The following is a 26,772-nucleotide window of genomic DNA, read 5'->3' on the forward strand; positions in this document are numbered from 1 at the left end:
ACGTGAAGCGGAACATCGCTCGCTCAATCGCCGAAGGCGAGTCGCTGGACGATGTATGGCCGACAACCGACACCGATGACGGGGCCGGATAGGAGCGGTGACGTGGAGTCGGCTGCGCTACGGCTTCTGTTCTTTGCTCATGCGGATGATTAGATGAGTCGCAGCGGCCTCGTCGGCGGGTGCTCCAACCCGGCCCCTGCGGTGGAGGGAATCTTGGAAAGAAGCGTCGTGATCGTCTGCCCGAACTGCGGCGGACTGAACCGGGCCCCGGAGTCCCGACTGATGGAAGGCGCCCTCCCAGACTGCGGGCGTTGTCATGCGCCGCTGTTCAGCGGCCATCCAGTCGAACTCGGGAATGCCGAAGATTTCGATCGAATGGTCGGCAAGACGGACCTGCCGATCTTGGTCGATTTCTGGGCGGCGTGGTGCGGGCCATGTCGCGCCATGGCGCCGGAATTCGAGGCAGCCGCGCGCGACCTCGAGCCGACGACGCGCCTCGCCAAGCTCGACACCGAGCGGGTCCCCGAGATCGCCGCCCACTTCGGCATAAGGAGCATCCCGACCTTGATCCTCTTCTCCCGTGGTCGTGAGGTCAAAAGGCTGAGCGGCGCCGTTGGCAGATCGGCTATCGTCGCGCTCGCGCGAAGCGCCGGCTGATCGGGGCGGAAATGTTTGGCTGGCCTGCGTCATCATCCCAACCGAGTTCGTGTCCTTGCAAAGCGCCCTCGACGCGACACTGGCGGCATTCCGGCGCGGCGGCCCCGGCGAATTCCCGCGCGAGATGCTCGCCTTCGACGACGTAACCGATGCCCTCCGCCGGCTCCATACGGCCCGCTTAGAGTTCGGAGTCGAGGGCGGCGGAGTCGTCATCGCCGGGAGCGATCCGCCTCTCGCCTACGACCTGAACTCCGTCGGCATCCGGGCCTTCCTCAACGAAGCAGGCGTGGGGTCCTGGTCGGGTCGCCTCGTCGACGTCGAACCCGGCCTATGCCGCTATCGTCAGCTTCCCAGCCGACCTCTCCTTGCTCAAATTCGTCCACACGGCCTAGAGACTTTCGACTCACACTACCCGACGAGAACTCATTCCTGGGGTTCGTTATAACTATCTTCGTCCGATTGCTCATCGGGGTGCACGCCCCAATGCATGTGGTGTTCGTGATGCTTGAAGACCTCGTGGAGAAGAACGCCAAAGCGATGTTTTTGTGCGTCATCTAGACCGTCATAGAGGGGCTTGGCCGCATCGGCGATTTTTTCCAATTCGGCGCCGCGAGCCGCGAGGTGTTTCGCACGGAGCCGGAAGCCCTCGATCAAGTCGCGTTTCTCGTGATGTTCTTTGGCTTTCTCGCGCCATTCGACGGCGCGGGCGGATCGGTCTTTGGCGATCTCGCGCAGCGCGGCCTCGAGCACAGGCCAATTCTTTTCCTGCGTCGGCGTCAGTTTCAATCCGGCCTTCAGGGCGGCGATGCGCGCATCGGTAAAGGCGGCGATTTGCTCCGCTGAAAGTTGCTGGTGTTCGCTTGCCTGTTGGGGCGGCGCAGCCCGGACGCCGGAGGAAAGGCCAGGCAGAGCGAGCGCCGCAGCTGTCGCGACTATCAGAAAACGCATTTTCATCAGATTCCCCTAAAGTTGAGGAGGATAGGTCCTCCATCACGTGGCTCACCGCCGACCGACGTCGGTCCTCGAATGACGCTGATAAATCGCAGCCTAGCCGGTCACAAAACGACGCCGGTAGACCCGGAAACTACCTACGTTGTCCAGGTGCGCATAGACTGCGCATTCTCACGCTCATTTTGGAGCCCGGTGCGACTCGACGAACCAGAGCTGCCGATCAATCCCGCGCGACACCTCGGTGAATAAATCCGCCGTAACCGCGTCGCCGTAGTGCGTGGCGAGACCGATCGCCTCGCGCGCGGATTGACCAAAAGCGGCAAAAGCGCTCGAAACGGCGAAAACATGCTCGTTGCAGTCGGCGACGCGAAGGGGATAGGGAATGAGGAAGGAGTTTTCGGCAGCGACCTGCACGGTTCCTTGCGCGCCGCCGCCCAGCGCGCCAGCGCGTTCCGCCATAATGTCCGAGTAATCTTCGACCGCGACCGCTACCTTGTCGAAGAGTTCGTGCACTGCGATGAATCCGGGTCCACGAACATTCCAATGCGCCTGCTTGACCTGAGCGTGCAGATCAATCGCCGCCGCCAGATGCTTGTTCAGCAGATCGACGGACTGCCCCCGAATGTTCTCGGATAGTGTGTTGTGTGTGGGCTGCATAGCGCCTTCTCTCTTGGTTTTTCAGCGTTCGATGAAAGCATCGATCATCTGAAGCGATCCTGCTCAAGAGTCATTGTCGAGAATCTTCACTTCGCGGCATGAGCGACAGGCGCCGGGATCGCCCCCGCCGTTACGCCCTCGTGCACATCAAGATGCGTCGGCTTAAGAGTGGCGAGGATCGATTTCGCGCGAGCCACGTCTCCCGCCGTTCCATGCACGAAGACCAGAAATGAATCGGTTTTCAAAGCGTGCTCGTATTCGAGAACGCTATTCTCGGGAATGCCCATGCTGTAGATCGCGGCGCCGATGGCGCTGGACGCGCCGAATGCGAGTGCGCCCTCGACAGCGGAGAGGAGGACCACAGCAAGACCGCCAAGCGCCATGACGGGCCCTGTTACGGGCGAAGAGAGAAAAATGCCTGCCCCAAACAGCCCCCATAGACTACCCCAAAAGGCGCCGTATTTTCCCCAGAAGCGAATGCGCTCGCCGGAGTTGTAAAAGCCGACGACATTGTCCTCGGTGTGATATCCACGACCCACGATGCTCAACTGCTTCATGTCGATACCGGCTTGCGCCAACGCCTTAACGGCCTCCTCCGCTTTTGTATGATCGGAGAAGCGGGCGACCGAAATGTCAGTGCGTTCCATGGGTGACTCCTTTTGAAGCGATGGATGAGCTTTCGCGCGCAGGCATCGTGACCTCGATGGCTACGACGGAACTGTCATGGAAGCGTGCGACGCCGGCCACCAAGTCGGCGACGTCGGCGAGGGTCGCGATAGCTGGAAAGCCGAACGCAACTTGGTCGTCTTCGAAGACGATTAGCAAACGAGATTCACTCGCTCTCGCTTCATGAAATCCGCGCATTTCGGTCTCCTTTGGTCTCGCAGCAGACTGATCATGGTAAGCTCCCGCTCCCGATGTCGGGAGGCCCGGAAACTACCCATGCCAAATGGCGCCGGAGCATCGCGCTTTATGCCGACTGCGGGATTTTGTGGGCATGGCTAGATCCGACCCAGCAAAACAAGGATGAGCACCACGATCAGGATCGTTCCCAACGCGCCGGACGGAAAATAGCCCCAACTGGCGCTGTGGGGCCAAGTGGGGATGGCGCCGACGAGCATCAGGATGAGAAGGATGATGATGATTGTTCCAAGAGACATGGGATTTCCTTATCTAGTCTAGCAGGCGTAAGGGCCAAGAATCGTTCACCAAATTTACGGCTGCAAACGGTCCTGGGAATTAAAGTAAAGTCGGGCGACGGCGATCAACGCCCCCTCGCTCGGATGATTGATCGTCTCGACTCGGGCAACGCAATGGGCAATGTCGGGATGGTGGCGCGCCAAATGCGCGACCAGCTCCGATTTGGCGCCGGCCGGACCAGTGATCAGGATCGCCTTTGCATCGGCGATCCCCTCCGTGACCTGCTCGAAGAACTCGTGATCCGGGGGCGCATCGCCAAATGCCGATCGCGTTGGCCTTGTGTTGGATGTAGCGCGTCGGATTGTGCGGCTGGGCGATTATGCGATCGATCTCTTTCCCGTTGAAATGGAAGACCTTTGCTTCTCGATGATCAATCCAGACAATCGCGTGATAATGGCTGTCCATGGCTGTGCCCGCACTGGCATCTGGAGGTGACGGCAGGGAGGCTCGATAGCTCCGACCTCTGCTTCGTGTCGCGAAATTGATCTTTGGATTATGATTTATAAGAATAATCGTAGGTAGGCTCGGAAACTACTCAGAAGAACGCGCCGCAGCGCAAGCGTGACAGACGCCTTCGACGAGTCGGGTTGGCGAAGCTGAACAGGCGAGAATTTGCTAATGTGACAACTCGCGCCCTGACGATGCTTGCCCGAATGACAGGGCCGAGAAGGTTAGGTGTAAATTATGACGAGCCCCGCCGCCGCGAGAAGCAAGAGAGTCGGTCGGAAGAGCGCTGGCGCTCTCGCTGCAGGAAAATCAGCCGAAAGCGGTGCATTTCCGGTTGTCGCTGTCGGCGCCTCGGCCGGCGGGCTGGAGGCGTTCCGCAGCTTTCTCGACGCTCAGACGCCCAAGAGTGGGATGGCTCTCGTGATGATCCAGCATCTGGATCCCACGCATCCCAGTCTCATGGTGGAATTGCTTTCCAGCCACACGAGCATGGCCGTCGTGCAAGCGACGGATGGCGCGCCGCTCGAGCCTGACCATGTCTATCTCATTCCTCCGGGCGTCTCGCTTGCAATTCGGGCCGGGCTGCTACGCCTATCGAAACCAACAGAACGGCACGGCGCTCGCTTACCATTCGACTTTTTTCTTGGTTCCCTTGCCGAGGCCCTCGGTGAACTGGCTATCTGCGTCGTCCTCTCAGGGAGCGGCGGCGATGGCAGCGTTGGACTTCTCGCGATCAAGGAGAAAGGCGGCCTCGTGATCGTTCAAGATCCCGAGGAGGCCGAATTCGACGGAATGCCACGCAGTGCGATCGCAACCGGCGCTGTCGATTTCGTCGCCTCGGTCGCTGACATCCCCGACCTCATTTTCAGACAGCTTCACCCGGCCTCGTCCTGCGGCGTGAATGCGCCGAAATGCCTCACCGACGCCACATCCGATGAATTCGCTCAGATCATCGCACTTCTTCGAGACAAGACCTCTCATGATTTCAGTGTCTATAAGAAAGGCACGCTGGAGCGCCGTCTCGAACATCGCATGAGCGCAGTCCGCATCGAAGATCGCCCTTCATATCTGAAATTTCTATGTCAGAAGCCTGGAGAGATCGAGTTGCTGCGCAAGGATTTACTGATCGGCGTCACGCAAATGTTTCGTGTTGGCCCGGCTTTCGAATTCCTGTCCAAAGAAATCGTCCCGGATCTCGTCAACCAGCAAAAAGACCAGCGATCTATCCGCGTCTGGTGTCCGGGCTGCAGCACAGGTGAAGAGCCCTATTCTATAGCCATGCTGTTCCTGGAGGCTTTCGAGGAGTTGAAACGGCCGGCGAGGCTTCAGATTTTCGCCTCCGACATCAACGGGGACGCCGTGGCTTTCGCGCGCGAGGGGCTCTATCCCAGCACGATAGAGGCGGATGTGACGCCGGACAGATTGACGCGATTCTTCTCCAGGGAAGATCATCATTACAGGGTTGCAAACGAATTGCGCGACTGCGTGGTCTTCACGGTTCACGATATCTTGGCTGACGCGCCCTTTTCTAACATAGATCTCGTTTGCTGCCGCAATCTTCTTATCTATCTGCAGCCGGAGGCGCAGCACAAAATCCTGTCATTTTTTCATTTCGCCCTTCGCGATGGCGGCGTGCTCTTCCTTGGCGGATCCGAGGTAGTTGGTTCAGACGAACATTTCGAGGCCGTCTCGAAGAAATATCGGATCTATCGTCATCTCGGCCGCAGCCGGCCTGGCGAGGTCGCATTTCCGACGCGCACCAGCAGCCGTATGCTTGTCTCGGCCATGGCCAAACCGCAGCCGGAACCACCATCCGATTTCGACCATTTGACGCGCAGCGCCTTGATCGAAACCTTCGCTCTCGGCTCGGTGGTTATCGACGCTCGCCACGAGTGCGTCCATTTTTCGGGCGCCATCGAGAAATACCTTGGAATCGCTTTGGGCGCTGCGAGCAACGATGTTTTAGCGATGGCCCGTGACGGCCTGCGCCCCAAGCTGCGCGCCGCAATCGAGCGGGCCAGCCGCGAGCATACACGGGTCGTTGTCAAGGGTGCGCATCTGGAAAAGGATGGCGACGAGACCGCCGTCTGCGTCATAGTCCAACCGCTCATGACAGGCGAGGAACAACGATATCTTATCAGCTTTCTCGACGACTCCTTGGCGGAGTCGCGAGCCGTTCGATCTACCACGCAACCGACGGATCAGTCGCGCGTGGCCGAGCTGGAACGGGAACTCGAAGTTATCACAACAGATCTCGAAAACGCAATCCACGATCTCGACAACGCGAAGGAAGAACAAAAGCGCATCAGTCAACAGGCGATGTCTCTGAACGAGGAGGCGCAATCGACTAATGAAGAACTGGTTACGTCAAAGGAAGAGTTGCAATCGGTCAACGAGGAACTCACGGCGCTAAACAGCCAGCTCCATGAGACCCTTGAACGTCAGCGCAATACGTCCAATGATCTCCAGAATATTTTGGAGAGCTCCGGCATCGCCACGATCTTCCTGGATGAACAGCTCAAAATCCGGTTCTTCACGCCGGCGGCCATGTCGCTGTTCAGTGTGATTGCTACAGATATTGGCCGACCTCTGGCCGATTTCACGTCGCTCGCGAACGATAGCAATCTGATCTGCGACGCCTCGATTGTTCTCGATGAGCAGAAGGTCATCGAACGCGAAATCTCGACCCAGCATGGGGTATGGTACAATCGACTTATATTGCCGTACCGGACCCACGACGGTCTGGTCGAAGGCGTCGTGATCACATTCACGAACATCACCGAAAAGAAGCGCACTGCGGAAGCGCTCGCCGCCGCCAAGCAAGCCGCCGACCAGGCTAATGTCGCCAAATCACGCTTCCTCGCCGCGGCCAGCCACGATTTACGACAGCCGTTGCAAACGATCCGACTCCTGCAAGGACTGCTGGCTGAAAAGTCCAAGGGGGTCGAAACGCAAACACTACTGAAACGTCTCGACGCAATGGTCGGCGTCATGTCGGGAATGCTGAACACGCTCCTCGACATCAATCAGCTTGAGGCGGGCGTCATCCACACGGATATCGAGAACTTTGCCCTGAACGAGCTGTTTGAACATCTTAACACGGACTTCAGCTACCACATGCAGGCGCAGGGACTCGACTGGCGCGTCGTGTCGAGCAAATGCGTCGTCCGAAGCGATCCGAGGCTGCTGGAGCAGATTCTACGCAACCTGCTCTCCAACGCCTTGAAATTTACGACGAGCGGAAAAGTCCTGCTTGGTTGCCGTCGACGCGGCGACACGATGCGAATCGAAGTCTGGGACACGGGCCCGGGAATTGCCGAGGAAGATCGTCTGACGATTTTCGAGGAGTTCCATCAGATCAACAATCCGGCAAGAGAGCGCAGCAAGGGGTTAGGCCTTGGTCTTGCGATCGTGCAGCGATTGTCCAGTCTGCTCAGCCATCCGATCGATCTGAAATCGCTCCCGGGGTGCGGCTCGATGTTCAGCATCTGCGTGCCGATCGCGGCCCGCGCAAACACCCCCTTGAACTTCACCCGACGAGGCTCGACGAGCGAACACGCGAAAGGGAGCGCTTCGATCCTAGTCATTGAAGATGATCCATCCATTCGCGAGCTTCTCGATATGCTTCTTCGCGGTGCTGGCCATCGTCCGATCGCCGCCGCCGATGGCGTCGCGGCGCTAGCTTCGACAGAGCAGCCGGACATCGTCGTCGCCGATTTCAAGCTTCCGAACGGGCCGAGCGGCGTCGAGGTCGTCGTAAAGCTACGAGAGAAATTCCAACGGGAAATTCCCGCTATTGTTTTGACGGGGGACATTTCCACGCAAACCCTGCGGGCCATCGCCAATCTCGGTTGCACGCATCTCGACAAGCCGGTGGAGACGGCGGAGCTTTTGCGAGCCATCGCACATTTTCTTCCTGCGCCGACGCCAATTGCCACGCCCGACACGGAGACGAAGCCGTCGAACGGACATTCGTCCGCGACCATATTTGTCGTCGACGACGACGCTGGTGTGCGAGATGCTGTCAGAGAGATGCTCGAAGCGCACGGTTGGTCGGTCGCGACTTTCTCGAGTTGCGAAGCGTTCCTCCAAACGCGGCGTCCAGAGAAGGAAGGATGCCTGGTGATCGACGCGGTTCTGCCGGGAATGAACGGCTTCGAGCTGCTGGCGCGGCTCAAAGCGGATAAGCTGACGCTGCCGTCGATCATGATCACTGCAAATGGCGACGTATCGACGGCTGTAAAGGCTATGCGAGCCGGAGCCTCGGATTTTATCGAGAAGCCGTTCGGACATGAGGAGCTCATCGCCAGCATCGCGCATGCGCTGGAGCAAAATGCGCAATCCGGTCCATCGTACGAACGGCGCACGGCCGCCGCCGCGCAACTCGACGGTTTGACCAAGCGTCAACGAGAAATTCTGAAGCTCGTGCTCGCGGGGCATCCCAGCAAGAACATCGCCGCGGATCTCGGCGTCAGCCAGCGCACGATCGAGAACCATCGCGCCGCCATAATGCGGAAGACCAAATCGCGCTCCATTCCTGCGCTGATCCGCTTGGCGATCGCGGCGGACTGAGATCGACTGGAGCAACTGAACGGACGCGCGAAGGCCGCCCGCTTACTCTCGAACGCGAAGTTGGCGGCTAAAAGCGCCCCCTGTGGACGACGGCAAGGATACGATCGGCGCGAGTGCGTTCACGCAAGGGACGCATGTCCCTCCGAAGCCTTCTTCAAAAAGCCGTCGCAACACAATGAGTAGATCCGCCGCTTTCTGTGACGCGCCTAGATCGACATAAACGCGGATGTCCGCGACGATCATGTCGCGCACGCCCTCCCAGCCTCTTTCATGGTGAAGCAAATAGGCGGCGCGAAGAGAATTATGTCTGGCGCTTGGCGTCACGCCCAGCACAATTTCCTGCGAGCCAAGACCGGAGAGCGCAGCGCATTGTGAAACCGTAATTTGTTGGGATGTCATTGCGGATCTCTCTTCGCAGGGTTGAATGACCTTTCTGCGGATCACTCCATTCGTAGGCGGCGCACAGCCGCGGCGTCATGATGAAGGATTACAACCTCGTTCCACCGTAGAACTCGGGTCGGAAGCATCCCAACCTCGGAAACTACTCAGCCGATTCCACTTCTAACGGACCGCTGCGGCTTCTTCAGCGAAGGGCGGTCGAGCCGGCAGCGCGACGCGCTAAGTAGTTTCCGACGCTGCAAACATCCGCCGATCTCTATTACCCATTTGATCGGCAATTGAACCGAACGGAGATTGTGACATGGACAAAGAAAACATTAAGGGCGCCGCCCAAAAGATCAAAGGCAAGGTTGAGGAAGTCGTGGGCAAAGCTCTCGGCGACAAGGATCTTGAGCTTCATGGGAAAGCCGACCAGCTCGGCGGTGCGGTGCGCGATGCGGTAGGAACCGCGAAAGACACTGTGAAGGATGCGATCAACGAAACCGCCAAGCCCTAATCGGCAGAAATCGGCGCGGCAATCATGCTCGTTGACGTGTATCCTGCTCGGCGTTCGTATCGATTGTTGAGCCGGTCGAGAGGTCCGAGTCATCGGCGCCTAAACCGGAGCGAAGTCCTTCGATCTGGATTTCGCTTCGGCAAGGCAGAATCCAACCCGAATAGCCTCCGGCTTTTCAAGATATTGCTTTTGGAGCGACAGACCATGACCCTCACCGTTGCGCATTTGCAGCCGATCGTCTCCCTCCTCGCAGGCATTCTCATTTTGATCATGCCCGGGCTTCTCAATTATATCGTGGCGATCTTCTTGATCGTGTCGGGAGTGCTTGGGCTTGGGCTGTTTCGCTGAAGCCGCCTTGCCGTCGAGCTTCTGAAGAGTGGTAGATTTTTTCAGTTCGAGCGCTTCGAACACAGTGTGATTCGGGAGCAACGTGTCACGTTGCGATCGACGCGTCGGTGTCGGTTCACCAGCGTCAGGCGCCTATCCAAAACAACCGCCTATCCAAAACAAGCGGCGTCGTTACGCAGCGTCGTCATGGAGGAAGAAACAATGAAACTTATGCGCGCATCCTTCGCCACCGTCACTCTTGCGGGCGTTATCTCTTCCCAACTCGCATTTGCGGAAACGCCGGCGCCCCCCGCGAGAAATCCCGCGACGCCTTCTACTACGCCAGCGCCTGCGGAGCCTGCCGTTGCAAAGAGGATTGAAACTTGGACAGAAAAGGAATGGAGTGAAGCGGTGAAGGAATGGTCCAAGGACGAAGCGAAATGGGCGAGCTGCAAGGAAAAGTCGGAGGCCCAGAAGCTATCTGGACGAAAGAGTTGGTCATTTCTTTATACATGCATGACGGAGTGAAGGCGCGCCATGTCTAGTGGGGCGATGGGACTGGTGGGAACTCGGCTGTGAAATTGCTTCAGAAACGGGCAAGCCTAAGGGGGCCCGGTTCGATGCAAGCGTGATCGCCCACTCGGAGCAATTAATCTATACAAACTAATAGGTACAGCCCGACTGAAGCCGGGGGCTCGGTTCGGTGCAAATTCACAGACTCGCGGTTGCCGCCGTCAGGCCCCGCAGAGGACTTCCACCTCCAATCCAATGCCCATGCCAGGCACACCTGGTCGGGCTACGCCCTCCCGACGCCGCGGCAAATTCGAAACGCCCCGCGTTCAGCAACACCCGGCAGAGATCCACTCAAAATCCGCGGGGACCTGTCCAATTAACCGGGGCCAGCTCTGTCGATCCACCGAAGGCCCCACAACTCTGTTTCCCAAGGTATCGTGGACTCCGCTTCGGCTGAAATCCGGAACCCCGGCGCAGGTGGAGCGTTCCTGTGAGGAATCTCGAGTTACGGGGCCTTCAATGTCACTCGATTTAAGAAGGATATACTGGAAAACCCTGGCGGGGGTCACTCCTGCTGTCGCGCTCGGCGCTCTTGCCGGCAGCGTGGCGCCGCTTACCGCTTCCGAGAGCGCGAGATCTCAACCGCCCGCTGACGCAGCGCGCGCAGCAGATGCAGTCGCAGTGGCGCAGACTCCCAAGGAAACTCCAGTGGAGCGGCCGGAACAGAAGAAAACGGCCCACGACCTCTCCGATGTCTTCAAACCGAGCAATGCGTCGCCTTCATCGGAGGCATTGGTTGATCAGCAAGATCGCGGACAAATGCACGGTTTCGACTTCTACCGCGACCCCCTTGGCGCGATGAAGCCCGGGGTGACGTTTGAGGACATTTATAAGGCGGGCGTCGCGACCAAGCCAAAGGTCATGGCCGCCCAACGCAAGCTTCTCGAAAGCCGTTACAACCTTGAACCGAAGCTCGACCCGGCTGTCAAAATGTCGCGCGGCAAACCCGTCGCGGTGGGTCCTACGGCGAAACTGCCGGCGGGAATGAAATGGGAAGCGCTGGCCGAGTTGAGCCCGGCCGAGATTCGCGAGCGGGACATCTTCCCTTACAGGGCGCTGCCTCACGTAGCGCAAGGAGGTGGGCTGGGCGGCCAAGTCTTTCCCCAAATGCAAATCAAGATGTTTCCGCGGTTGGAGCGATACGACGTCGAGTTCGATCTTCCCGAGGCCTTTCTGCCCGAGTTTCCCCCGGCGATGTTTCTGCAGAACCGGCCGGAGCTCGGCGACGTCTCAAGAGGTGAAGTGGTCTCGATCAACAATTACTACAGCTTATTCAAAGACATCTTGACGCCTGTGCAGCTGGATGGCTTGCGTCTATTGCTGACGCCGTTCCCTCAAGAAGAGTTCAACCCAACCGACGATCGGAAGACTGCTCAGCCCAGCTTGGGAGTTGCGTGCCTTGATTGCCATGTGAACGGCCACACGAGCGGTCAGTTCCACATCAATCCAGACATACGGCCTGAGCAGCGGCGCTTGCGGCTTGACACCGTCAGTCTGCGGGGCCTGTTCAATCAGCAAATTCACGGGTCGAAGCGGAGCTTACGTTCGGTCGAAGACTTTACCGAGTTTGAGCAGCGAACCGCGTACTTTAATGGCGACGAGATTCACGCCATCAAGAAGGGCATGAACATTCTGGACCGGATCCAGGTGTCGCACATGGCCCAGATGCAGAACATGTTCGATTTTCCGCCGGCTCCGAAACTAGCTGTCACGGGCAGGCTCGACCCAGCGAAGGCCACCGTCAGCGAAATCGCGGGCGAGAAACTGTTTTTTGGCAAAGCGCAGTGCTCCTCCTGTCATCCGGCGCCGTTTTACCTCGACAACCAGATGCACGACCTCCACGTCGAGCGATTCGTGAAAAACGAAGCTGGAGATGGACCAATTAAGGCGTTCACGCTACGGGGCATCAAGGACAGCCCGCCGTATTTCCACGACGGCCGGCTTTTGACACTGGAAGACACAGTGGAGTTCTTCAACCTCGTCCTTGAACTCAAACTCACTCCCGACGAAAAGCAAGATCTGGTTGACTTCCTGCGACAGCTGTAGGGTCGGCTCTGGTGCAAAGAGCGGAAGCGGGGCGTGCCGCCGCTCCGATCGGTATCGCCCACAAGATGCTGATTTAGCGCACGGCGATCTATATCTTCCGCGCCGTCTTTGTCGTGTTCTTCGGTTCCGCCAAGCTCGAACCCACCGGCCAGACCGGCTGGCGCATCGCCATCCCGTTGGTCGTAATCTCGATCCTCGCGCTGGTCGCCGGCTTCGTCGGGATCCCGCCCTATCTCGGCAACGCGCCGGCCTTTTCCCGCCTCATGCAATCTGCGCTGCCGGCCCCGCCAGCGACGGTCTCGGCGGGATCAAGCCTTGAGATCATACTGTCGGCGATCGCGGCCGTGGTCGCCGTACTGGGCGTGGGCATCGCCTATATCGCGTTCTGCCGACGGCCCCCTTCCTGGAAGCGCTGGTTCAGTCGCCGGCGAGGCTTTCCTTGCAACACTTCTGGGAAACCGACTGGGGATTCGATTGGCTGTATGATCGGACCCTGGTCCGGCCATTTCTCTGGGTGGCCCGATAAGACCAGTCCGATGTCATCGACCGCTTCTACAGCGGCCTGGCATCGCTGACCCGGGCCGCCTATCGGCAACTCAGCGAATCGGAGACCGGCCAGTTACGCCGGTACGCGGCGGGGATCACGGCGGGCTCCATTGTCCTCGTCGCGATCCTGGTGTTCGCATGATCCTGCGCGGCCTCATTCTCACGCCAATTGTCGACGACGCGCTCGCGGGGTTCAGCGGGCGTCGCAACAATGCTTTGTCGCGCTGGCTGTCGCTTGCCTGTTTGGCGATCTATCTCGTGCTGGTCATGGTGCTGTGGACGACGCAAGACAGCGCTGCAATCACACCTAATGGGACATGGCTCGCTCAGATCGATTGGCCTTGGATTCCGCAACCCGGCATCCGGCTTCATCTTGGCCTCGACGGTCTGAGCCTGTTACTGATCCTACTTACCCTCGGACTCGGCATCATGTCGGTGATCGCTTCCTGGAGCGAGATCACCGAACGTGTGGGCTTCTTCCACTTCAATCTGATATTGACCTTGGCCGGCGTCATCAGCGTCATTCTGGCGCTCGACCTCTTCCTGTTCTTCTTTTTCTGGGAATTGATGCTGGTTCCGATTTACTTCCTGATCGCCGTCTGGGGCCACGAACGCCGGATCTACGCACCAATCAAATTCTTCTTATTCACCCAGGGAAGTGGTTTGCTGATGTTCGCCGCTATTGTAGCACTCACAATCTTCAATTACCGCCATGTCCTACGGCTATCTCGCGGTACGCCGTGAGCAACCGGAGGAATTCAATCTGCTCGTGCTGGTGGCGACACTCGGCGCAGCCGCGCTGGTGGCCAGTGATCACTTCGCGTCGTTCTTTCTCGGCCTCAAGACGCTCAGCATCTCGCTACTCGGCTTGATCGCCGATCCGTGCGGCCATGAAAACCCCATAGAGGCCGGCGTCAAATACGTGATTTTGGCCGGAGTTTCCTCGGCACTTCTGCTATTCGGCATGGCCCTGGTCTATGCTCGGCTGGGAACCCTGGAATTCGACCGGATCGCGGCGTTGCTAAGCACGACCGATTCGGCTTCACCCGACCTTTACTGGCTAACCGGTCTCGCCCTCACCTTCACGGGTATAGGCTTCAAACTGTCGGTCGTGCCATTCCACATGTGGGCGCCTGATGTCTATCAGGGAGCGCCAGCCCCGGCGGCAGCCTTTGTTGCCGTCGTCTCCAAAAGTGCGATGTTCGCCCTTCTGCTGCGCTGTTTTTTACCGCCAACGCCTACGGCTTCGGTCAGGTGCCGATGATGATCGAGATCGTCGCCATTGCCTCGATACTGGTCGGCAATCTTGCTCGCGCTGCTGCAGACCAACATCAAGCGGATCCTAGCCTATTCGTCGATTGCGCACATTGGCTATCTGCTGGTCGCCTCTCTTGCCGGCGGCGCGCTGCAGGGCGAGGCCGTGACCTATTATCTCGTCGCTTACGTGGTGATGACCTTGGGGGCCTTCGGCATCATCACCGGGTTGTCCGCGTCGAGCGCCACAGCCGAGATCGAGGAGCTCGATGAGTATCGCGGCCTGATCTGGCGGCGCCCGTGGCTCGGCGGCGCCTTCGCCGCGATGCTGCTGTCGCTCGCGGGAATCCCGCTGACGATGGGGTTCATCGGCAAGATCTACGCGATTGCCGCCGGAGTCAGCTCCGCGATGTGGCCGGCGGTCTTCGCTCTCATCGTCGGCAGTATCCTCGGCTTGTTCTACTATCTGCGAGTCATCGTAGCGATATGTACGCCTACTCCCGAAGGTGCGACCGCTTATGGCGGTGCAGTCCCACAGGCTGGCGGCGCAACGCTCGCGGTGCTCACCTTGGTCCTGATCTGGCTCGGCGTTTATCCGCCGCCGCTGATCCATCTTATCCAGGTAACCGTAACCGTGCCTTGCCCTTGTCGTTACCCTTGCCTGGTCTGCCAAAGCGATCAGCAACCAGGTAATCGGCTCTGGAGTTCCGCGAACATTTGTGAGCGCAGGCGCTCTCCGCCCTCCACGATCTTGGCCGACACAGGGATCACGCCTTGCCGAACCTTGCCGCCTCTTCCGAGCCCTTGGTGGCGTTTCCTTCGCTATACGAATACGCGCCGACGCCGGCGAGCTTGCCGCCCTGCACGACGATGTACTCGTTACGGATCGGCCGACCGTCGAAATAACACTCGAGTATTTCGCGCACGCCCGCTGCATAGCGTGTTTGTGCGGAGAGGCTCGTGCCGGAAATGTGCGGCGTCATCGCCTGATGCGGCATCTTGCGCCACGGATGGTCCTTCGGCGCCGGCTGCGGGAACCACACGTCGCCCGCATAGCCCGCAATGTGACCGCTTTCCAGCGCCCGGACGATCGCATTGGTTTCGACGAGCTTCCCGCGCGCCGTATTCACGATGTAAGCGCCGCGCTTGAAACACTTCAGCGTCTTCTCGTTGATCATATGCTCGGTTTCGGGGTGAAGCGGGCAGTTCAACGTCACGACGTCGCAGACCTTGGCGAGGCTCTCGAGGTTCGCGTGGTAAGTGAGGTTAAGCTCCTTCTCCACCGCCTCCGGCAGACGATGCCGGTCCATGTAGTGCAGCCCGACATCGAAGGGCTTCAACAGGCGAAGAACGCGCAAGCCGATGCGGCCCGCCGCCACCGTGCCGACCTGCATGGCTTCAAGGTCGTAGGATCGAGACACAGCGTCGGCGATGTTCCAACCGCCGTTGACGATGATGTTGTGGGAGGGGATGAAATTGCGCACGAGCGCCAGGATCGACATCACCACATGCTCGGCCACCGCGTGGCTGTTGCAGTAGGTCACCTCGGTGACGGTGACGCCATGCTTCATCGCCGCTTCGAGATCCGTGTGGTCGGAGCCGATGCCGGCGGTCACGATCATCTTGAGCTTCTTCGCCTTGGCGATCCGCTCGGCGGTCATATAGGCCGGCCAGAACGGCTGGGAGATGACGATCTCGGCATCGGGCAGCTCACGATCGAGCACGCTGTCGACGCCGTCCTTGCTGGAGGTGACCACGAGCTGGTGACCGTTCGACTCGAGATATTTGCGCAGGCCCAGCTCGCCCGACACGCTGCCGAGCAAGGTCCCCGGCCTGAAGTCGATCGCCTTCGGCGTCGGCAGAGTCTGACCATCGGGATAGACCTTAGGCTGCGGACAGTCGTCGCGCGCATAGCTTTTCGGATAGCCGCCGACCGGATCGTCATAGAGCACACAAACAATCTTTGCCATGAGCGCGTTCCTTCCTTTCCTGCGCGGCCGGCTCCTCGGCTGGCGGCTGCGCATCAAACGAATAATGTCAAATAAGCGATTGACGTCCTCTATCAATGATTGATGCAACCGGTATCGAGGCAATTCTCGAGCTTGATTTCACGAGCGCGGCGGCGAGCGGCGACGGTGGGTCGCCATCGGCGACCACCAGGTCGATCGCTTGTCCGGGCCTCTCTACGAGATCCAATCCGATCAAGTCTGGAGCTCAACGCCTGCGCCGTTTGATTTTCTCGACCGAACTGCTAAAGCCTTGCATGCGATCACCTTGATGATCGCGTGGCAACTAAGACATGATCTCGAAAGGCTTTAGGCTTCGATCGACATGCAGCTGGAGCCGACCCGATGTCCGCTCGAGGTGCGGCAGGAGAGCCAAGCCCATAGTCTCTAAAGCCCGAATTGCCCGGCTGCGAGGTCGCTATCTATGGCGGCCTCGCACCCGATTGTCTAGGTGGACTGACGGGTGCGTTATCAGCAGCGCCACACCCAACCGGAAAAGCTATCCCATTGCCAGCATGAACCGCCGCCATATCCGCCCCCATAGCCGTAGGCGGGATAGCCGGAACCCGTAGCACCGGCGACTCCCGCACCCAGAAGGCCAGCCGTCGCGCCGGCGACGCCAGCCGCAGCTCCAATCGCGGCGCCGGGAACGCCGTAGCCGTAGCCTCGGCGATAATAGCCGCCGTAACGTGGGTAATAGCTGCGGCTATGACCGCGATAGTAAACCTGTTCGACCGACGCGGCTGCTCCTTCGACGCTTGTTGGCCTCGCGGTGTTCATGGGACCAGCCAACACGCCGGTTGGCAGGACTGCGAGCCCGGTTACGCCGCATAATGTGGCGGCCAAGGTCAAATGCATTCTCTTGCGCATTCGAATCTCCTCTTGGACACACAGGCCTTATTGCCTCCACGCGAGCGAGCCGTTCGCTGCTAGTTGGGTCCAACACGGATCAACTATGTGCACTTAAGAATTCGTCGAGGATCGGAATCTACGCGAGGGCGCATGGCCGGCAATAATGGCGAGGAGCTGGCCAAAGCTTCCATGCTCCTTTATCGTGTAGAAGATTTCGAGATTGGACACTTCATCCCGAAGCCTACACTCCTCCAAGCCGATCAGCCTTGCGGGCTACGCCATCAACTGTCGCTGCGCCGGCAGGGCATCGGCGGCGAGCGACGACCAGATTCGGGCACACCAAAGTCTCAACTGTTGTCTTTGCAAAGACGGCGGTTCGCCCGTCGCAGATTTTGGCGGGCAAAGGCTTTACCGTGTCGCTCGATGAGTGAGCGACCTCTCCAGAAAGTGGGCCTCTAATGACTCTCGCCAACGCCGCCATCGACCAGATCCCCGCAGGTCTGGTTGTGCCTCGGTTCCTGTATTATTTCATCGCCGTATATTTCGCCGCCTTTTTAACGCTGTGGCTCACGCATCGATTTCTGCTCTCGAAAAAATCCAGTGCGAAGTCTACATCCACGCCTGACGAAGCTGCTTGGTGGCTGAGGCCCCCTTCGAACCACGAGGCGGAATTAGCGATCGACGCAGCCGGCTTGACGAGCGCCGAGGCGCATTCGCGTCTTGCCAAATTTGGCCCCAACCAGTTTCACGATCGCCAACAGCAGCCATTGCTTCTGCAATTTCTCTCCCGCTTCAAAAATCCTCTGGTCATTCTGCTGCTGGTCGCCAGTGCGATTTCAGCCCTCACCGGCGAAATCACCAACTTTCTGATTATCTCGACGATGGTGTTGCTTAGCGTGACGCTAGATTTCGTCCAGGAGTATCGCGCCGGAAAAGCAGCAGAGAGCCTAAGTCAGTCGGTATCGCTGCGGGCCACGGTGATCCGCGATGGCAAACCATTGGAAACGCAGGTCACCGATGTGGTTCCAGGCGACATCGCCGTGCTCTCCGCCGGCGATATGATCCCCGCGGATGGTTTGGTGCTGGAAGCGCGCGATTTGTTCGTCAAGCAGGCGCTCTTGACCGGTGAGCCCTATCCTGTCGAAAAGCGTCCCGGGGCGCTATCGGCTAATGCGACCGATCTCCAGGACGCCGCCAACGCAGTGTTCATGGGTACAAGCGTCATCAGCGGCTGCGCCAAAATGCGCGTGGTGAAAACCGGCGCCGGTACGGCGATCGGGGCGATTGCGGACAGCATTAGCCGCCGACCGCCGCCAACCGCCTTCGAAATCGGCACGCACCGCTTCGGCCTGCTCATCATGCGCCTCACGATCTTGTTGGTTCTGTTCGTGCTGCTGGTTAATGCTCTCCTGCATAAGCCTTGGCTTGAATCGTTTCTATTTGCCGTCGCGCTCGCGGTAGGGCTTACCCCGGAACTATTGCCAATGGTGGTGTCCGTCACCTTGTCGCGGGGCGCGCTGCACATGGCGAGGAAACGTGTCATCGTCAAACGCTTGGCCTCCATCCAAAACCTTGGATCGATGGACGTCCTTTGTACGGACAAGACCGGCACGTTGACCGAGGCGAAGATAAAGCTCGAACAGCATGTGGACGCGGAAGGGAAGCCGAGCGACCGCGTTCTCGAGCTCGTCTATCTCAACAGCTTTTTCGAGACCGGCCTGAAAAGCCCGCTCGACGACGCAATCCTCGCGCACCAAAACATCGACGTGAGCGCCTGGAAGAAAATCGACGAAGTTCCCTTCGACTTCGAACGGCGGCGCGTGTCCGTTCTAATTGAGAAGGGTGACGACCGTTTATTGGTAGTCAAGGGCGCGTCCGAGGAAATCGTGGCTCTTTGTAACCGGTATGAAGAACAGGGCAACAAGAGCCAGCCTCCTCTCGATGCTGGCGCACGTGAACGGATACAGGGACAGCGCATCGCACTCGAAAGAGAAGGCTTTCGCCTGTTGGGCATCGCGTGGCGCCGAGTTCCAAAGGATCATCCCCATGCCGTCGTCGGCGACGAGGCGGAATTAGTTTTCGCGGGTTTCGCGGGGTTTCTCGATCCGCCTAAGGAAAGCGCTGGAGCGGCGCTTGCAGCGCTCGCCGAAAGCGGCGTAGCGGTAAAGATTGTCACCGGCGATAGCGAGTTGGTCACCCAACACGTCTGCGCAATTTTGAATATTCCCGTGAGCGGAGTTCTGACGGGGAAAGAAATCGGTGAGATGGACGACTCCGCCTTGCGAGTCAGGGTGGAACAAGCCAATCTGTTTTGCCGAGTTAACCCATCGCAGAAAGATCGGGTGATCCTCGCGCTTAAGGCTCGGGGTCATGTCGTTGGGTATCTGGGCGACGGAATCAACGATGCGCCGTCCTTACACTCGGCCGACGTAGGCCTATCAGTCGACTCAGCTGTCGACGTCGCCAAGGAGGCTGCTGATATGATCCTCATGGATCAGGATCTGCATGTCCTCCACGACGGTGTGCTGGAAGGTCGCCGCACCTTCGCGAATATTATGAAATACATCATGATGGGGACCAGCTCCAACTTCGGCAATATGTTCAGCATGGCCGGAGCTGCCTTGTTCCTCCCCTTCCTGCCCATGCTGCCAACACAGATCCTGCTCAACAATATCCTCTATGACATTTCCGAAGTTCCGATCCCTCTGGACGAAGTGGATCCCGAGGATGTACGTATTCCGCAGGTCTTGGACATGAGCTTTATCCGAAATTTCATGCTCGTCATTGGGCCGATCAGTTCCGTGTTCGACTTTTTGACCTTCTATGTCATGCTGGTCGTGCTGAAGGCCGATGAGGCGCTGTTTCAGACCGGCTGGTTCGTCGAATCGCTGTCCACTCAGGTTTTAGTGATCTTCATTATTCGCACGCGCGGCAATCCTTTCAAAAGCCGTGCGCATCCAGTCCTGGTCGCGACATCCCTAGCCATAGCGACGATCGGTGCGGTTATGCCGTTTACGCCTCTGGGTCCGTATTTCGGTTTTGTCCCGCTACCCAGTCGATTTTATTTCATCCTGGCAGCGATGGTCATCGCCTATCTGCTAATTGTCGAGATTGCAAAGAAAGGCTTTTACCGCTGGGTTGGAGGAAGCAGCGCTTCGAAAGCGCATTGAGTTGGTCCGACTTCAACGCTCGCTTCCACTGAGCCGTCGCGGGAAAACCTATACGTAAAGAGCTAAAACGAGGCACGCGATTAGCTCCGTATAGAGCTTCGTGTGGCTTGAAAGAATACGAACATGGATCAAAGCGGAATGCGCACGGCTGTAACCGCCGGCAATCGAGAGAGGATGCATCGAATGTCGCGAGGAACCTTTCTAATCATCATCTCGGCAATGATTGCGGGGGCGATCGGATTTGGAATAGCCATATATGCGGTACCGCTCGACGAGATCGCCCAATTCCGAGCTCTCGTTAACGCCGGGCTCGGCGGCAGCTCTACGACCAATCACCCAGATAAGGGCAATACCGAGGTTGAACATCCGACAGCACAGCCGTCGAAGCAGTCGACCGAATTCGAATCATTCTCCCGAGGACGGGGAGATGCAAAATCAAATTGTAATGCGAACAACGCGAACTGCGGGGGCGGGTCTCCCGCCGAGACAGCTACCCCAAATGACATTCCTGACCGCGATGGCGCCACCCACGATAGTTCGCCAAGTGAAAAGCGTGGGACCCAGCAAGTTCCAATTCCGGAAAAGGAGCCCCGAAGTCTCCCGTCTTTGTCGCCCAACGCAGGGAGCGAGAACGCGCATGTAGCGCCGGGAGATCATTCAAAGCGGCCCGCGAAGAAAGCGAAGATCAAAAGTGCGCCTTCAGGCAATCCCTGAAATTTGAAGGAATGTCGTGACCCGTACACGCCATGGTGGCCGTCCCTATCGCAAATTCAATCCGACTTGCGTGCGGGGCCTTGCACCGCCTGCCCCCTGGGCGGAGCTCTGGATTGGGGGGCGGGCAAGGGTACGCCCCGGCCTTTGCTGCAACGACCCGGGATGCCGTTCGAGGCGTTCCACGCTGCCACGTTCCTCGAAACGTAGACGACGATCGGCGGCCCAGCGTCGCCTGAGGGGCGGTCGTCTCGCAGATCTCCGCGAGCCCCAGCTCCACGAATGAGCTCTCAAGCTTTCGAGGCGGCCGCGAGCGCTAATCTCGCTAGCTCCGGAATCGATTTCGCCCCCATCCTCTTCATGATGGTAGCACGATGATTTTCTACGGTGCGTTGGCTAATGCCAAGATCGACGGCGATATTCTTGCTCGGGTGCCCAGCGAGAACCAAATCCATGATCTGACGCTGTCGCGCAGTCAGACCAGCCACGTGAGCGGCTGCATTCTCTTGCCATTCCGTCAACTTGTTCGCATCTCGTGCGTGTTCGACCGCGCGCGTGATGCAGGCGATGAGGTCGTCGCGGCTGATCGGCTTCTCGATGAAATCTAACGCACCCGCTTTCATTGCCTCGACAGCCGTCGTCACGTCGGCCGTGCCGGTGATCACAATGACTGGCAAATGTACTCCGCCTTGCTTTAGCCGTTGCAACAAGTCGAGACCATTCATTCCAGGAAGATAGGCGTCGAGGAGCAGACAACCATCTCGTCCCGCTCGATACTCTCCGAGAAAGCCCTCGCAGGATTCGAAATCCTCGACCACCCATCCATTATCCTCGAGCACGTCCCGCAGCGTCTCTCGAAGGTGCGCGTTGTCGTCAACGACGAAGATGACGGGCGGCTCTCGGTCCTTGGTCGCTTCGCTTGCGTCCGGCCGGAGCACGGGGGCCGGCTCCGGGAAGGCGGCATGTGCGAGGAGCTGCTGAACGACTTTCGTCAACTCGGCTGAGTTCACAGGCTTTGTAAGCAGAACACAATCCTGAGGTGCGATCTTTCTCAAAGCGTTGGTTGATATATCGCCGGTTAGAATAATGATCGGAGTCTGGCGTTTCATTTGATTTCGAAGTGTTCTGGCGGCCTCCAGCCCGTCCATGCCGCCCGGAAGATTGTAGTCCGCGAGAATGAGATCAGGCCTGAAGTCTTCGTGCACAACGAGGTCGAGCGCCACTATTCCATCTGGCGCCGTTATTGTGCGATAGCCCTCCTCTTCGAGGAGAAGCTTGAGGAGGCTGCAAACTTCCGGATCGTCCTCGATTACCAGTACCCCACCTGTGCAAGGAGTGCCCTGATCTACTTCGAAAATCTTGCCTGGAATATCCGGTTTCGGGAGCGGTGCGGATTCACTTTTTGGGACTGCAACCTCAATAGCGAAGACTGAGCCCTTCCCGAGTTTAGAGGTGACGTGGACTGGATGGCCCAGTAGGCTAGCCAGTCGCTGCACGATGGAAAGACCCAGCCCAAGTCCCCGTTTGCGCTCGCGGGCGGCATTGTCGATCTGATGATACTCGTCGAAGATGGCGTGAAGCTCGCCGTCGGGGATTCCGATCCCAGTGTCCCAGATCTCGATGCTCAGCATTCCCTTCCGCCGACGGCAACCGAGCAATATTTTGCCCTCCCGGGTGTATTTTAGAGCGTTGGACAACAGGTTTCGGATCATCTGCTCGAGCAGTTTCGGATCGCTGCATATCGAAAGTCCGCAGGCCACCACCCGGAAGGAGAGCCCCTGCGCATGCGCGTGATAGCTGAACTCTCCCTTCAACCGTTCGAGAAGATCGCCGATCGAAAAGCAAACGATTTCAGGCCGCACCGTGCCGGCCTCGATTTGGTTGATGTCGAGCAACGCGTTCAACATACCGGACATGGCGTCCAACGTTTCGCCGAAGCGCCCGACTAGCTTCATTGCTTTCTCTCCCTCGACGGCCTTAGCCAATAGGCCATGAAGCAATACGAGTGATTGTAGCGGCTGACGAAGATCATGGCTTGCAGCGGCGAGAAAGCGCGATTTCGCCATATTGGCCTGTTGCGCCTGAAACTTTGCAGCTTCCAGCGCTTGCTGGGCGTGGTGTGTCGCGCTTACATCGGTAAAGGTGACAACCACGCCTTCGACAAGTTCATCCTGGGCGCGATAAAGCATGATCCGGCGGCTATACCAGGAGCCGGTCTGAGCTTTGATTTCTCGCTCAATCGGCACGTGGTTTTGCATCACCGATCGTGCGTCCTCAAGAAGCGTATCATCCACCGCCAGAGAGCGCAGGTCCGCCAACGGCCGCCCAACGTCGCTGGGGATGACGCTGAACAGCAGCTTGGTGGTCGGCGTGAAGAAGCGGATATTGAGATTGGCGTCGAGGAAGAGCGTCGCGACATCGGTGCTGTAGAGAACGTTTTGCAGATCGTTGGATAATATGCGCTGCCGCTCCAATGTTTCTTGCAGCTGAGCGTTGAGGGCGGTCAACTCCTCGTTAAGCGATTGCAATTCCTCTTTCGAGGTCAGCAGCTCCTCGTTCGTAGATTGCAATTCCTCATTGACGGATAACGCCTCCTCGTTGGTTGTCTTCTGCTCGTCGCTGGAAATCTCCAGATTGTGAATCGCGCCCTGAAGCTCGATTTTCGTAGCCTCGAGTTCTTGCTCGAGTTCGGCGACCCGTGAAACTTCTCCGGAAAGCGCTTGCTGACCTCGCCTACGAGCGGGCTCCGGGTGGTCGATGAAGCAAACCAGCAGCAGCTCTTCCCCTTCGTTCACAACCGGCTGCACGGCGATACTGAATGAAATTGCGTCGCCGTTTCGTTTCATGTTCACGCCGGCGACGACGATGCGTCTATTCTCCTGACCTGCCCGTTGAAGCGCCGCCCTGAGCTTGGTCCGCAAGCCCTCGCGCGCCATCATGACCAGGTTTTGAACGGGATGACCGGGCGCGACTTTCAGATAGCTATCCGTCGGCCCCAGAAAATAGAGACACTCATACTTGCGATTGATCAGCACAGCCGCCGGCGCGTAGGTCTCCATGACTAACCGTCGGCAAAGGTCGGCTAGGGCCGCCGGGCGCAACCCTTTCTGTTCCTGATCCTGACGCCGGGGCGGCCCGGCTGCATAGGCGGGGCTTATCAAAGCGCTGAGCTCGCCCGGTCTGCTCCGACCTACACGCCGATAGATGCGGTCCACTTTGGAGATCGGCTCGAAGCGACCGTCGACATTACCAATCGTCTCGGCGCCGCCGAGGAGAACGACGCCCCCATCCCGCAAGGCGAAATGGAGCAGGGCGATCACCTTATCCTGCGCCTCGGGGCGCAAATAGATCAGAAGATTGCGGCATGAAACGAGATCGAGACGGGAAAAGGGGGGATCGGTGACTAAATCCTGAACCGTGAAAACCACCGTTGAGCGCAGCTCAGGCGTCACCCGGTAACAATGATCCTCTTTGGTGAAGAAGCGGGCGAGGCGCTCCGCCGACACGTCTTTTTCGATGGATTCCGGGTAGACGCCTTCGCGCGCGCGGGCGACGGCATCGGGGTCGATATCCGAGGCGAAGATCTGAAGCTTGAGGCTACGGTTTTCTGCAGCGATCTGCTCGAGGAACAGCATGGCGAGGGAATAGGTTTCTTCGCCCGTGCTACAACCTGCAACCCATATGCGAATGTTTCGATCGGGCGCGTGATTCCTGACAATATCGGGGATGATCTTCTCGGCCACCAACGCGAAGGTCCGAGGGTCGCGAAAGAAACTGGTCACATGGATGAGCAAGTCCTTTGCGAGAAGGTCAAGCTCCCTGGCGTCGCTACGGAGTAAGTCAAGGTAGCGGCTCATGTCGGGAGCCCCACCCATCCCCATCCGCCGCTCGATTCGGCGCTTCAGCGTGCCTGGCTTGTAAAGCGTGAAATCGTGGGAGGTCTTTGTGCGCAGAAGGTCGACGATCTGTGGAAGACAATCTTCCGGTCCCGCTCGCGGATCTCCGGAATGCTTGTCTGAACCAACCATCTGTTGGTCATAGGTGACGAGCGCCGCTCCGATTTTTGCCACTGGCAGTACAAAGTCCACGGCGCCGGTCATGATCGCACTGCGCGGCATCCCGTCAAATGCCGCCTCGTCCGGATCTTGCACGATGACCAGGCCACGATTTTCCTTGATGGTTTTCAGCCCCAGGCTGCCGTCGGTTCCAGTTCCCGAGAGGATCACGCAGACGGCGCGTGGACCGAAGTTCGTGGCCAGTGTATGCAATAGAAAGTCGAAGGGAAGGCGCGCGCCGTGACGCGCAAGCGGCTGCGAGAGCCGCAGCGCACCCTCGTCCACAGACAGATACGTCCCTGGAGGGATCACATAGAAGTGATCGGGCTCAATCGGCATGCCGTCCATCGCCTGCACGACGGTCATCGACGTGTGCCCCGAGAGCAGTTCGACCATCATGCTTTCGTGGGTGGGATCGAGATGCTGAATCAGGATGAACGCCATGCGATCGGTGGCGGGGAGGCTGCCTAGAAGCTTCTTGCAGGCGTCAAGGCCCCCCGCCGACGCACCGATCCCGACGACCAGAATTTCATCGCGTTCGCGGTCGGACCCTGGCGCCGAAAAGATGTGTGTCTTCGGTTGTGGTAGAGGCTTCATGGTTTCCTGCGGATGGCCTTCCGGCATTCGCCCCTCTGACTTTACCCCACGAAATAGCTGCGTATGCCTATCATGCCTCATCCTTCGGGTCGACTTTGCACGTCTGGCGCGTCCATTGAAGCAGGTTGGCGATCGCTGAAATCGTCGTTGGCTCCAAGTGGCCGGACTGCCGGGCGATAGTCTGAGTAGCTTCCGTTCCTTCTTTTGGCCCAAGATCTCTGGCTATCGTAGAGACTTAGTACATTGCGATCTCGCCACTGAAGCCCTGTGCTCGCACCATCGAGCGGCTACGACGCCAAGCCGAGTCTTCTCCATCGCACACCCGTGGAACTTCAGCTATGCACCAGACCCATAACACATTATCCGAAAACATTCGGGCCAATCCGTTGAACTCCTCAATAGGCATCTGGCGGCGGCAATGGATCTGCACGCTCAGGTGAAGCAGGCGCATTCGCTGTTTCTCGAACCCTCGCGGGATTCGGCCAATCGCTACCGAATCCCATCAATCTGGCAAGCACCTTTGGAGATGCGGACACGACGGACGTCTTTACCGAAATCTCCCGTCGCGTCGACCCGCAGCTTTGGTTCGTCGAATCTCATTTGGCGCCGAAACAAATGAAGGATCACCCCTGGCCTCGAACGTCACCCGTAAGCGGCTCGACCGGCTCAATGCAGGAATCTCTTGAAATGCACGTTGCCGCTCCTGTTTTTCCATTAATTGTGTCCGGCGGCCCACCGTTGAAGATAAGCGATTGCAGTAATGGTCAACGAAGGCGGAGCGGGAGGCGAGGCGACCTATGAAAGGACTCCGTATCCTCCTCGTCGAGGATAACCACATGCTCGGCGAACTGCTTGCTGAGATGCTCGAAACGATGGGCCACGAGGTGTGCGGCATTGAAAGGACCGAAGCGGACGCAGTGGCTGCCGCCTTTCACTGCAAACCAGAACTGATGATTGTTGATTCATCGCTTCGCGTCGGAAGCGGCATCTCGGCAGTGGATCAAATATGCGACGTCGGATTTATCCCTCACTTCTTTGTCAGCGGGGATATTTCAAGAATCAAGGCGTCCAGGCCAGCCGCCGTTGCGGTTCAAAAGCCGTTCTGCGAAGTCGACCTCATATACGCCATTCAGCGTGTGCTCGAACGCTCAGCAACATGAGCTAGACGAATACGACCACTTTCCCCAAGACTTGTGACGTCGGGAGGAACATAAGGTCGCGGCGCCGGTTCAATGAGTAATTTCCGAATCTTGTCG

19 protein-coding genes and 1 pseudogene are annotated in these 26,772 nt (G+C 58.4%); 11 read left to right on the forward strand and 9 right to left on the reverse strand.

All coding sequences use genetic code 11. The annotated features are described in order from the left end of the window. Positions 1-153: 153 nt before the first annotated feature. Positions 154-657, forward strand: a complete 504-nt coding sequence (trxC, locus tag H2LOC_RS10175) for a thioredoxin TrxC (protein ID WP_425487331.1) — start codon at positions 154-156, stop codon at positions 655-657. Positions 658-1,080: 423 nt separating this feature from the next. Here the strand turns inward: trxC and H2LOC_RS10180 are convergent, their stop codons facing one another. The 5 genes from H2LOC_RS10180 to H2LOC_RS10200 all read right to left on the reverse strand — a co-directional run bounded on the left by H2LOC_RS10180 (position 1,081) and on the right by H2LOC_RS10200 (position 3,425). Beyond that, entirely contained in the window at positions 1,081-1,605 is a 525-nt protein-coding gene (locus H2LOC_RS10180; RefSeq protein ID WP_246207112.1) for a Spy/CpxP family protein refolding chaperone, read from the reverse strand. Positions 1,606-1,785: 180 nt separating this feature from the next. After that, on the reverse strand, positions 1,786-2,265 hold the full coding sequence (dps, locus tag H2LOC_RS10185) for a DNA starvation/stationary phase protection protein Dps (RefSeq protein ID WP_136496298.1): 480 nt from the start codon (positions 2,263-2,265) through the stop codon (positions 1,786-1,788). Between the two features lie 86 nt (positions 2,266-2,351). Then, positions 2,352-2,912, reverse strand: coding sequence for a general stress protein (locus tag H2LOC_RS10190; RefSeq protein WP_136496299.1), 561 nt, complete (start codon positions 2,910-2,912; stop codon positions 2,352-2,354). Then, positions 2,899-3,129: a hypothetical protein gene (locus tag H2LOC_RS10195; protein ID WP_136496300.1), complete on the reverse strand. Its 231-nt coding sequence runs from the start codon at positions 3,127-3,129 to the stop codon at positions 2,899-2,901. The genes H2LOC_RS10190 and H2LOC_RS10195 overlap by 14 nt, the downstream gene beginning before the upstream one ends. Before the next feature lie 137 nt (positions 3,130-3,266). Beyond that, positions 3,267-3,425, reverse strand: a complete 159-nt coding sequence (locus H2LOC_RS10200) for a DUF3309 family protein (RefSeq protein WP_136496301.1) — start codon at positions 3,423-3,425, stop codon at positions 3,267-3,269. Positions 3,426-4,149: 724 nt separating this feature from the next. Here H2LOC_RS10200 and H2LOC_RS10205 point away from each other — a divergent pair. Then, complete coding sequence (locus H2LOC_RS10205) at positions 4,150-8,484, forward strand: chemotaxis protein CheB (protein ID WP_136496302.1); 4,335 nt, start codon at positions 4,150-4,152, stop codon at positions 8,482-8,484. Positions 8,485-8,526: 42 nt separating this feature from the next. On the opposite strand, the gene H2LOC_RS21570 is transcribed toward H2LOC_RS10205, so the two are convergent. Then, a complete protein-coding gene (locus tag H2LOC_RS21570) occupies positions 8,527-8,928 on the reverse strand; it encodes a hypothetical protein (RefSeq protein ID WP_202620565.1) in 402 nt (133 codons plus the stop codon). Positions 8,929-9,184: 256 nt separating this feature from the next. Here H2LOC_RS21570 and H2LOC_RS10215 point away from each other — a divergent pair, with 256 nt between their 5' ends. The 7 genes and pseudogenes from H2LOC_RS10215 to H2LOC_RS21755 all read left to right on the forward strand — a co-directional run. Further along, entirely contained in the window at positions 9,185-9,379 is a 195-nt protein-coding gene (locus H2LOC_RS10215) for a CsbD family protein (RefSeq protein WP_136496303.1), read from the forward strand. Between the two features lie 204 nt (positions 9,380-9,583). Further along, a complete protein-coding gene (locus tag H2LOC_RS10220) occupies positions 9,584-9,727 on the forward strand; it encodes a DUF3096 domain-containing protein (protein WP_136496304.1) in 144 nt (47 codons plus the stop codon). Between the two features lie 186 nt (positions 9,728-9,913). Beyond that, the gene (locus tag H2LOC_RS10225) at positions 9,914-10,234 is read left to right on the forward strand and encodes a hypothetical protein (RefSeq protein ID WP_210251885.1); all 321 of its coding nucleotides are present in this window, start codon (positions 9,914-9,916) and stop codon (positions 10,232-10,234) included. A gap of 504 nt (positions 10,235-10,738) precedes the next feature. Continuing rightward, the gene (locus tag H2LOC_RS10230) at positions 10,739-12,325 is read left to right on the forward strand and encodes a cytochrome B6 (protein ID WP_136496305.1); all 1,587 of its coding nucleotides are present in this window, start codon (positions 10,739-10,741) and stop codon (positions 12,323-12,325) included. 113 nt (positions 12,326-12,438) lie between these two features. Further along, positions 12,439-12,900 carry a hypothetical protein gene (locus H2LOC_RS10235; protein WP_136496306.1) on the forward strand — a complete coding sequence of 154 codons (462 nt, stop codon included), beginning with the start codon at positions 12,439-12,441 and terminating at the stop codon, positions 12,898-12,900. A gap of 109 nt (positions 12,901-13,009) precedes the next feature. Continuing rightward, a complete protein-coding gene (locus H2LOC_RS10240) occupies positions 13,010-13,615 on the forward strand; it encodes a proton-conducting transporter transmembrane domain-containing protein (protein WP_136496307.1) in 606 nt (201 codons plus the stop codon). Beyond that, positions 13,584-14,516, forward strand: a pseudogene (locus tag H2LOC_RS21755) (NADH-quinone oxidoreductase subunit N); the annotation flags it as partial. The gene H2LOC_RS10240 and the pseudogene H2LOC_RS21755, both read left to right, overlap by 32 nt. Positions 14,517-14,892: 376 nt before the next feature. Here the strand turns inward: H2LOC_RS21755 and H2LOC_RS10255 are convergent. Both H2LOC_RS10255 and H2LOC_RS10260 read right to left on the reverse strand, forming a co-directional pair. Next, positions 14,893-16,095 (reverse strand): NAD-dependent formate dehydrogenase, encoded by a 1,203-nt coding sequence (locus H2LOC_RS10255; protein ID WP_136496309.1) that lies wholly within the window; start codon positions 16,093-16,095, stop codon positions 14,893-14,895. Between the two features lie 507 nt (positions 16,096-16,602). After that, a complete protein-coding gene (locus H2LOC_RS10260; RefSeq protein WP_246207114.1) occupies positions 16,603-17,001 on the reverse strand; it encodes a hypothetical protein in 399 nt (132 codons plus the stop codon). Positions 17,002-17,441: 440 nt separating this feature from the next. Here H2LOC_RS10260 and mgtA point away from each other — a divergent pair, with 440 nt between their 5' ends. Beyond that, positions 17,442-20,153, forward strand: a complete 2,712-nt coding sequence (mgtA, locus tag H2LOC_RS10265) for a magnesium-translocating P-type ATPase (RefSeq protein ID WP_202620566.1) — start codon at positions 17,442-17,444, stop codon at positions 20,151-20,153. A gap of 1,001 nt (positions 20,154-21,154) precedes the next feature. Here the strand turns inward: mgtA and H2LOC_RS10270 are convergent. Next, positions 21,155-25,543: a chemotaxis protein CheB gene (locus H2LOC_RS10270; RefSeq protein ID WP_246207116.1), complete on the reverse strand. Its 4,389-nt coding sequence runs from the start codon at positions 25,541-25,543 to the stop codon at positions 21,155-21,157. A gap of 809 nt (positions 25,544-26,352) precedes the next feature. On the opposite strand from H2LOC_RS10270, the gene H2LOC_RS10275 reads away from it, so the two are divergent. Then, a complete protein-coding gene (locus H2LOC_RS10275; RefSeq protein ID WP_246207118.1) occupies positions 26,353-26,676 on the forward strand; it encodes a response regulator in 324 nt (107 codons plus the stop codon). The last annotated feature ends 96 nt before the right edge of the window (positions 26,677-26,772 follow it).

This window comes from Methylocystis heyeri, from assembly GCF_004802635.2.
Lineage (GTDB): Bacteria > Pseudomonadota > Alphaproteobacteria > Rhizobiales > Beijerinckiaceae > Methylocystis > Methylocystis heyeri.

Excerpts from the sequence above, each read along its gene's own strand:
- H2LOC_RS10220 (WP_136496304.1), top strand. The coding sequence starts at position 9,584 with ATGACCCTCACCGTTGCGCATTTGCAGCCGATCGTCTCCCTCCTCGCA.
- mgtA (WP_202620566.1), top strand. The coding sequence starts at position 17,442 with ATGACTCTCGCCAACGCCGCCATCGACCAGATCCCCGCAGGTCTGGTT.
- H2LOC_RS10190 (WP_136496299.1), bottom strand. The coding sequence starts at position 2,912 with ATGGAACGCACTGACATTTCGGTCGCCCGCTTCTCCGATCATACAAAA.
- H2LOC_RS10215 (WP_136496303.1), top strand. The coding sequence starts at position 9,185 with ATGGACAAAGAAAACATTAAGGGCGCCGCCCAAAAGATCAAAGGCAAG.
- dps (WP_136496298.1), bottom strand. The coding sequence starts at position 2,265 with ATGCAGCCCACACACAACACACTATCCGAGAACATTCGGGGGCAGTCC.
- H2LOC_RS10205 (WP_136496302.1), top strand. The coding sequence starts at position 4,150 with ATGACGAGCCCCGCCGCCGCGAGAAGCAAGAGAGTCGGTCGGAAGAGC.
- H2LOC_RS10200 (WP_136496301.1), bottom strand. The coding sequence starts at position 3,425 with ATGTCTCTTGGAACAATCATCATCATCCTTCTCATCCTGATGCTCGTC.
- trxC (WP_425487331.1), top strand. The coding sequence starts at position 154 with ATGAGTCGCAGCGGCCTCGTCGGCGGGTGCTCCAACCCGGCCCCTGCG.
- H2LOC_RS10240 (WP_136496307.1), top strand. The coding sequence starts at position 13,010 with ATGATCCTGCGCGGCCTCATTCTCACGCCAATTGTCGACGACGCGCTC.
- H2LOC_RS10225 (WP_210251885.1), top strand. The coding sequence starts at position 9,914 with ATGGAGGAAGAAACAATGAAACTTATGCGCGCATCCTTCGCCACCGTC.
- H2LOC_RS10270 (WP_246207116.1), bottom strand. The coding sequence starts at position 25,543 with ATGCCGGAAGGCCATCCGCAGGAAACCATGAAGCCTCTACCACAACCG.
- H2LOC_RS10230 (WP_136496305.1), top strand. The coding sequence starts at position 10,739 with ATGTCACTCGATTTAAGAAGGATATACTGGAAAACCCTGGCGGGGGTC.
- H2LOC_RS10195 (WP_136496300.1), bottom strand. The coding sequence starts at position 3,129 with ATGCGCGGATTTCATGAAGCGAGAGCGAGTGAATCTCGTTTGCTAATC.
- H2LOC_RS10275 (WP_246207118.1), top strand. The coding sequence starts at position 26,353 with ATGCTCGGCGAACTGCTTGCTGAGATGCTCGAAACGATGGGCCACGAG.
- H2LOC_RS10255 (WP_136496309.1), bottom strand. The coding sequence starts at position 16,095 with ATGGCAAAGATTGTTTGTGTGCTCTATGACGATCCGGTCGGCGGCTAT.
- H2LOC_RS10180 (WP_246207112.1), bottom strand. The coding sequence starts at position 1,605 with ATGCGTTTTCTGATAGTCGCGACAGCTGCGGCGCTCGCTCTGCCTGGC.
- H2LOC_RS10260 (WP_246207114.1), bottom strand. The coding sequence starts at position 17,001 with ATGCGCAAGAGAATGCATTTGACCTTGGCCGCCACATTATGCGGCGTA.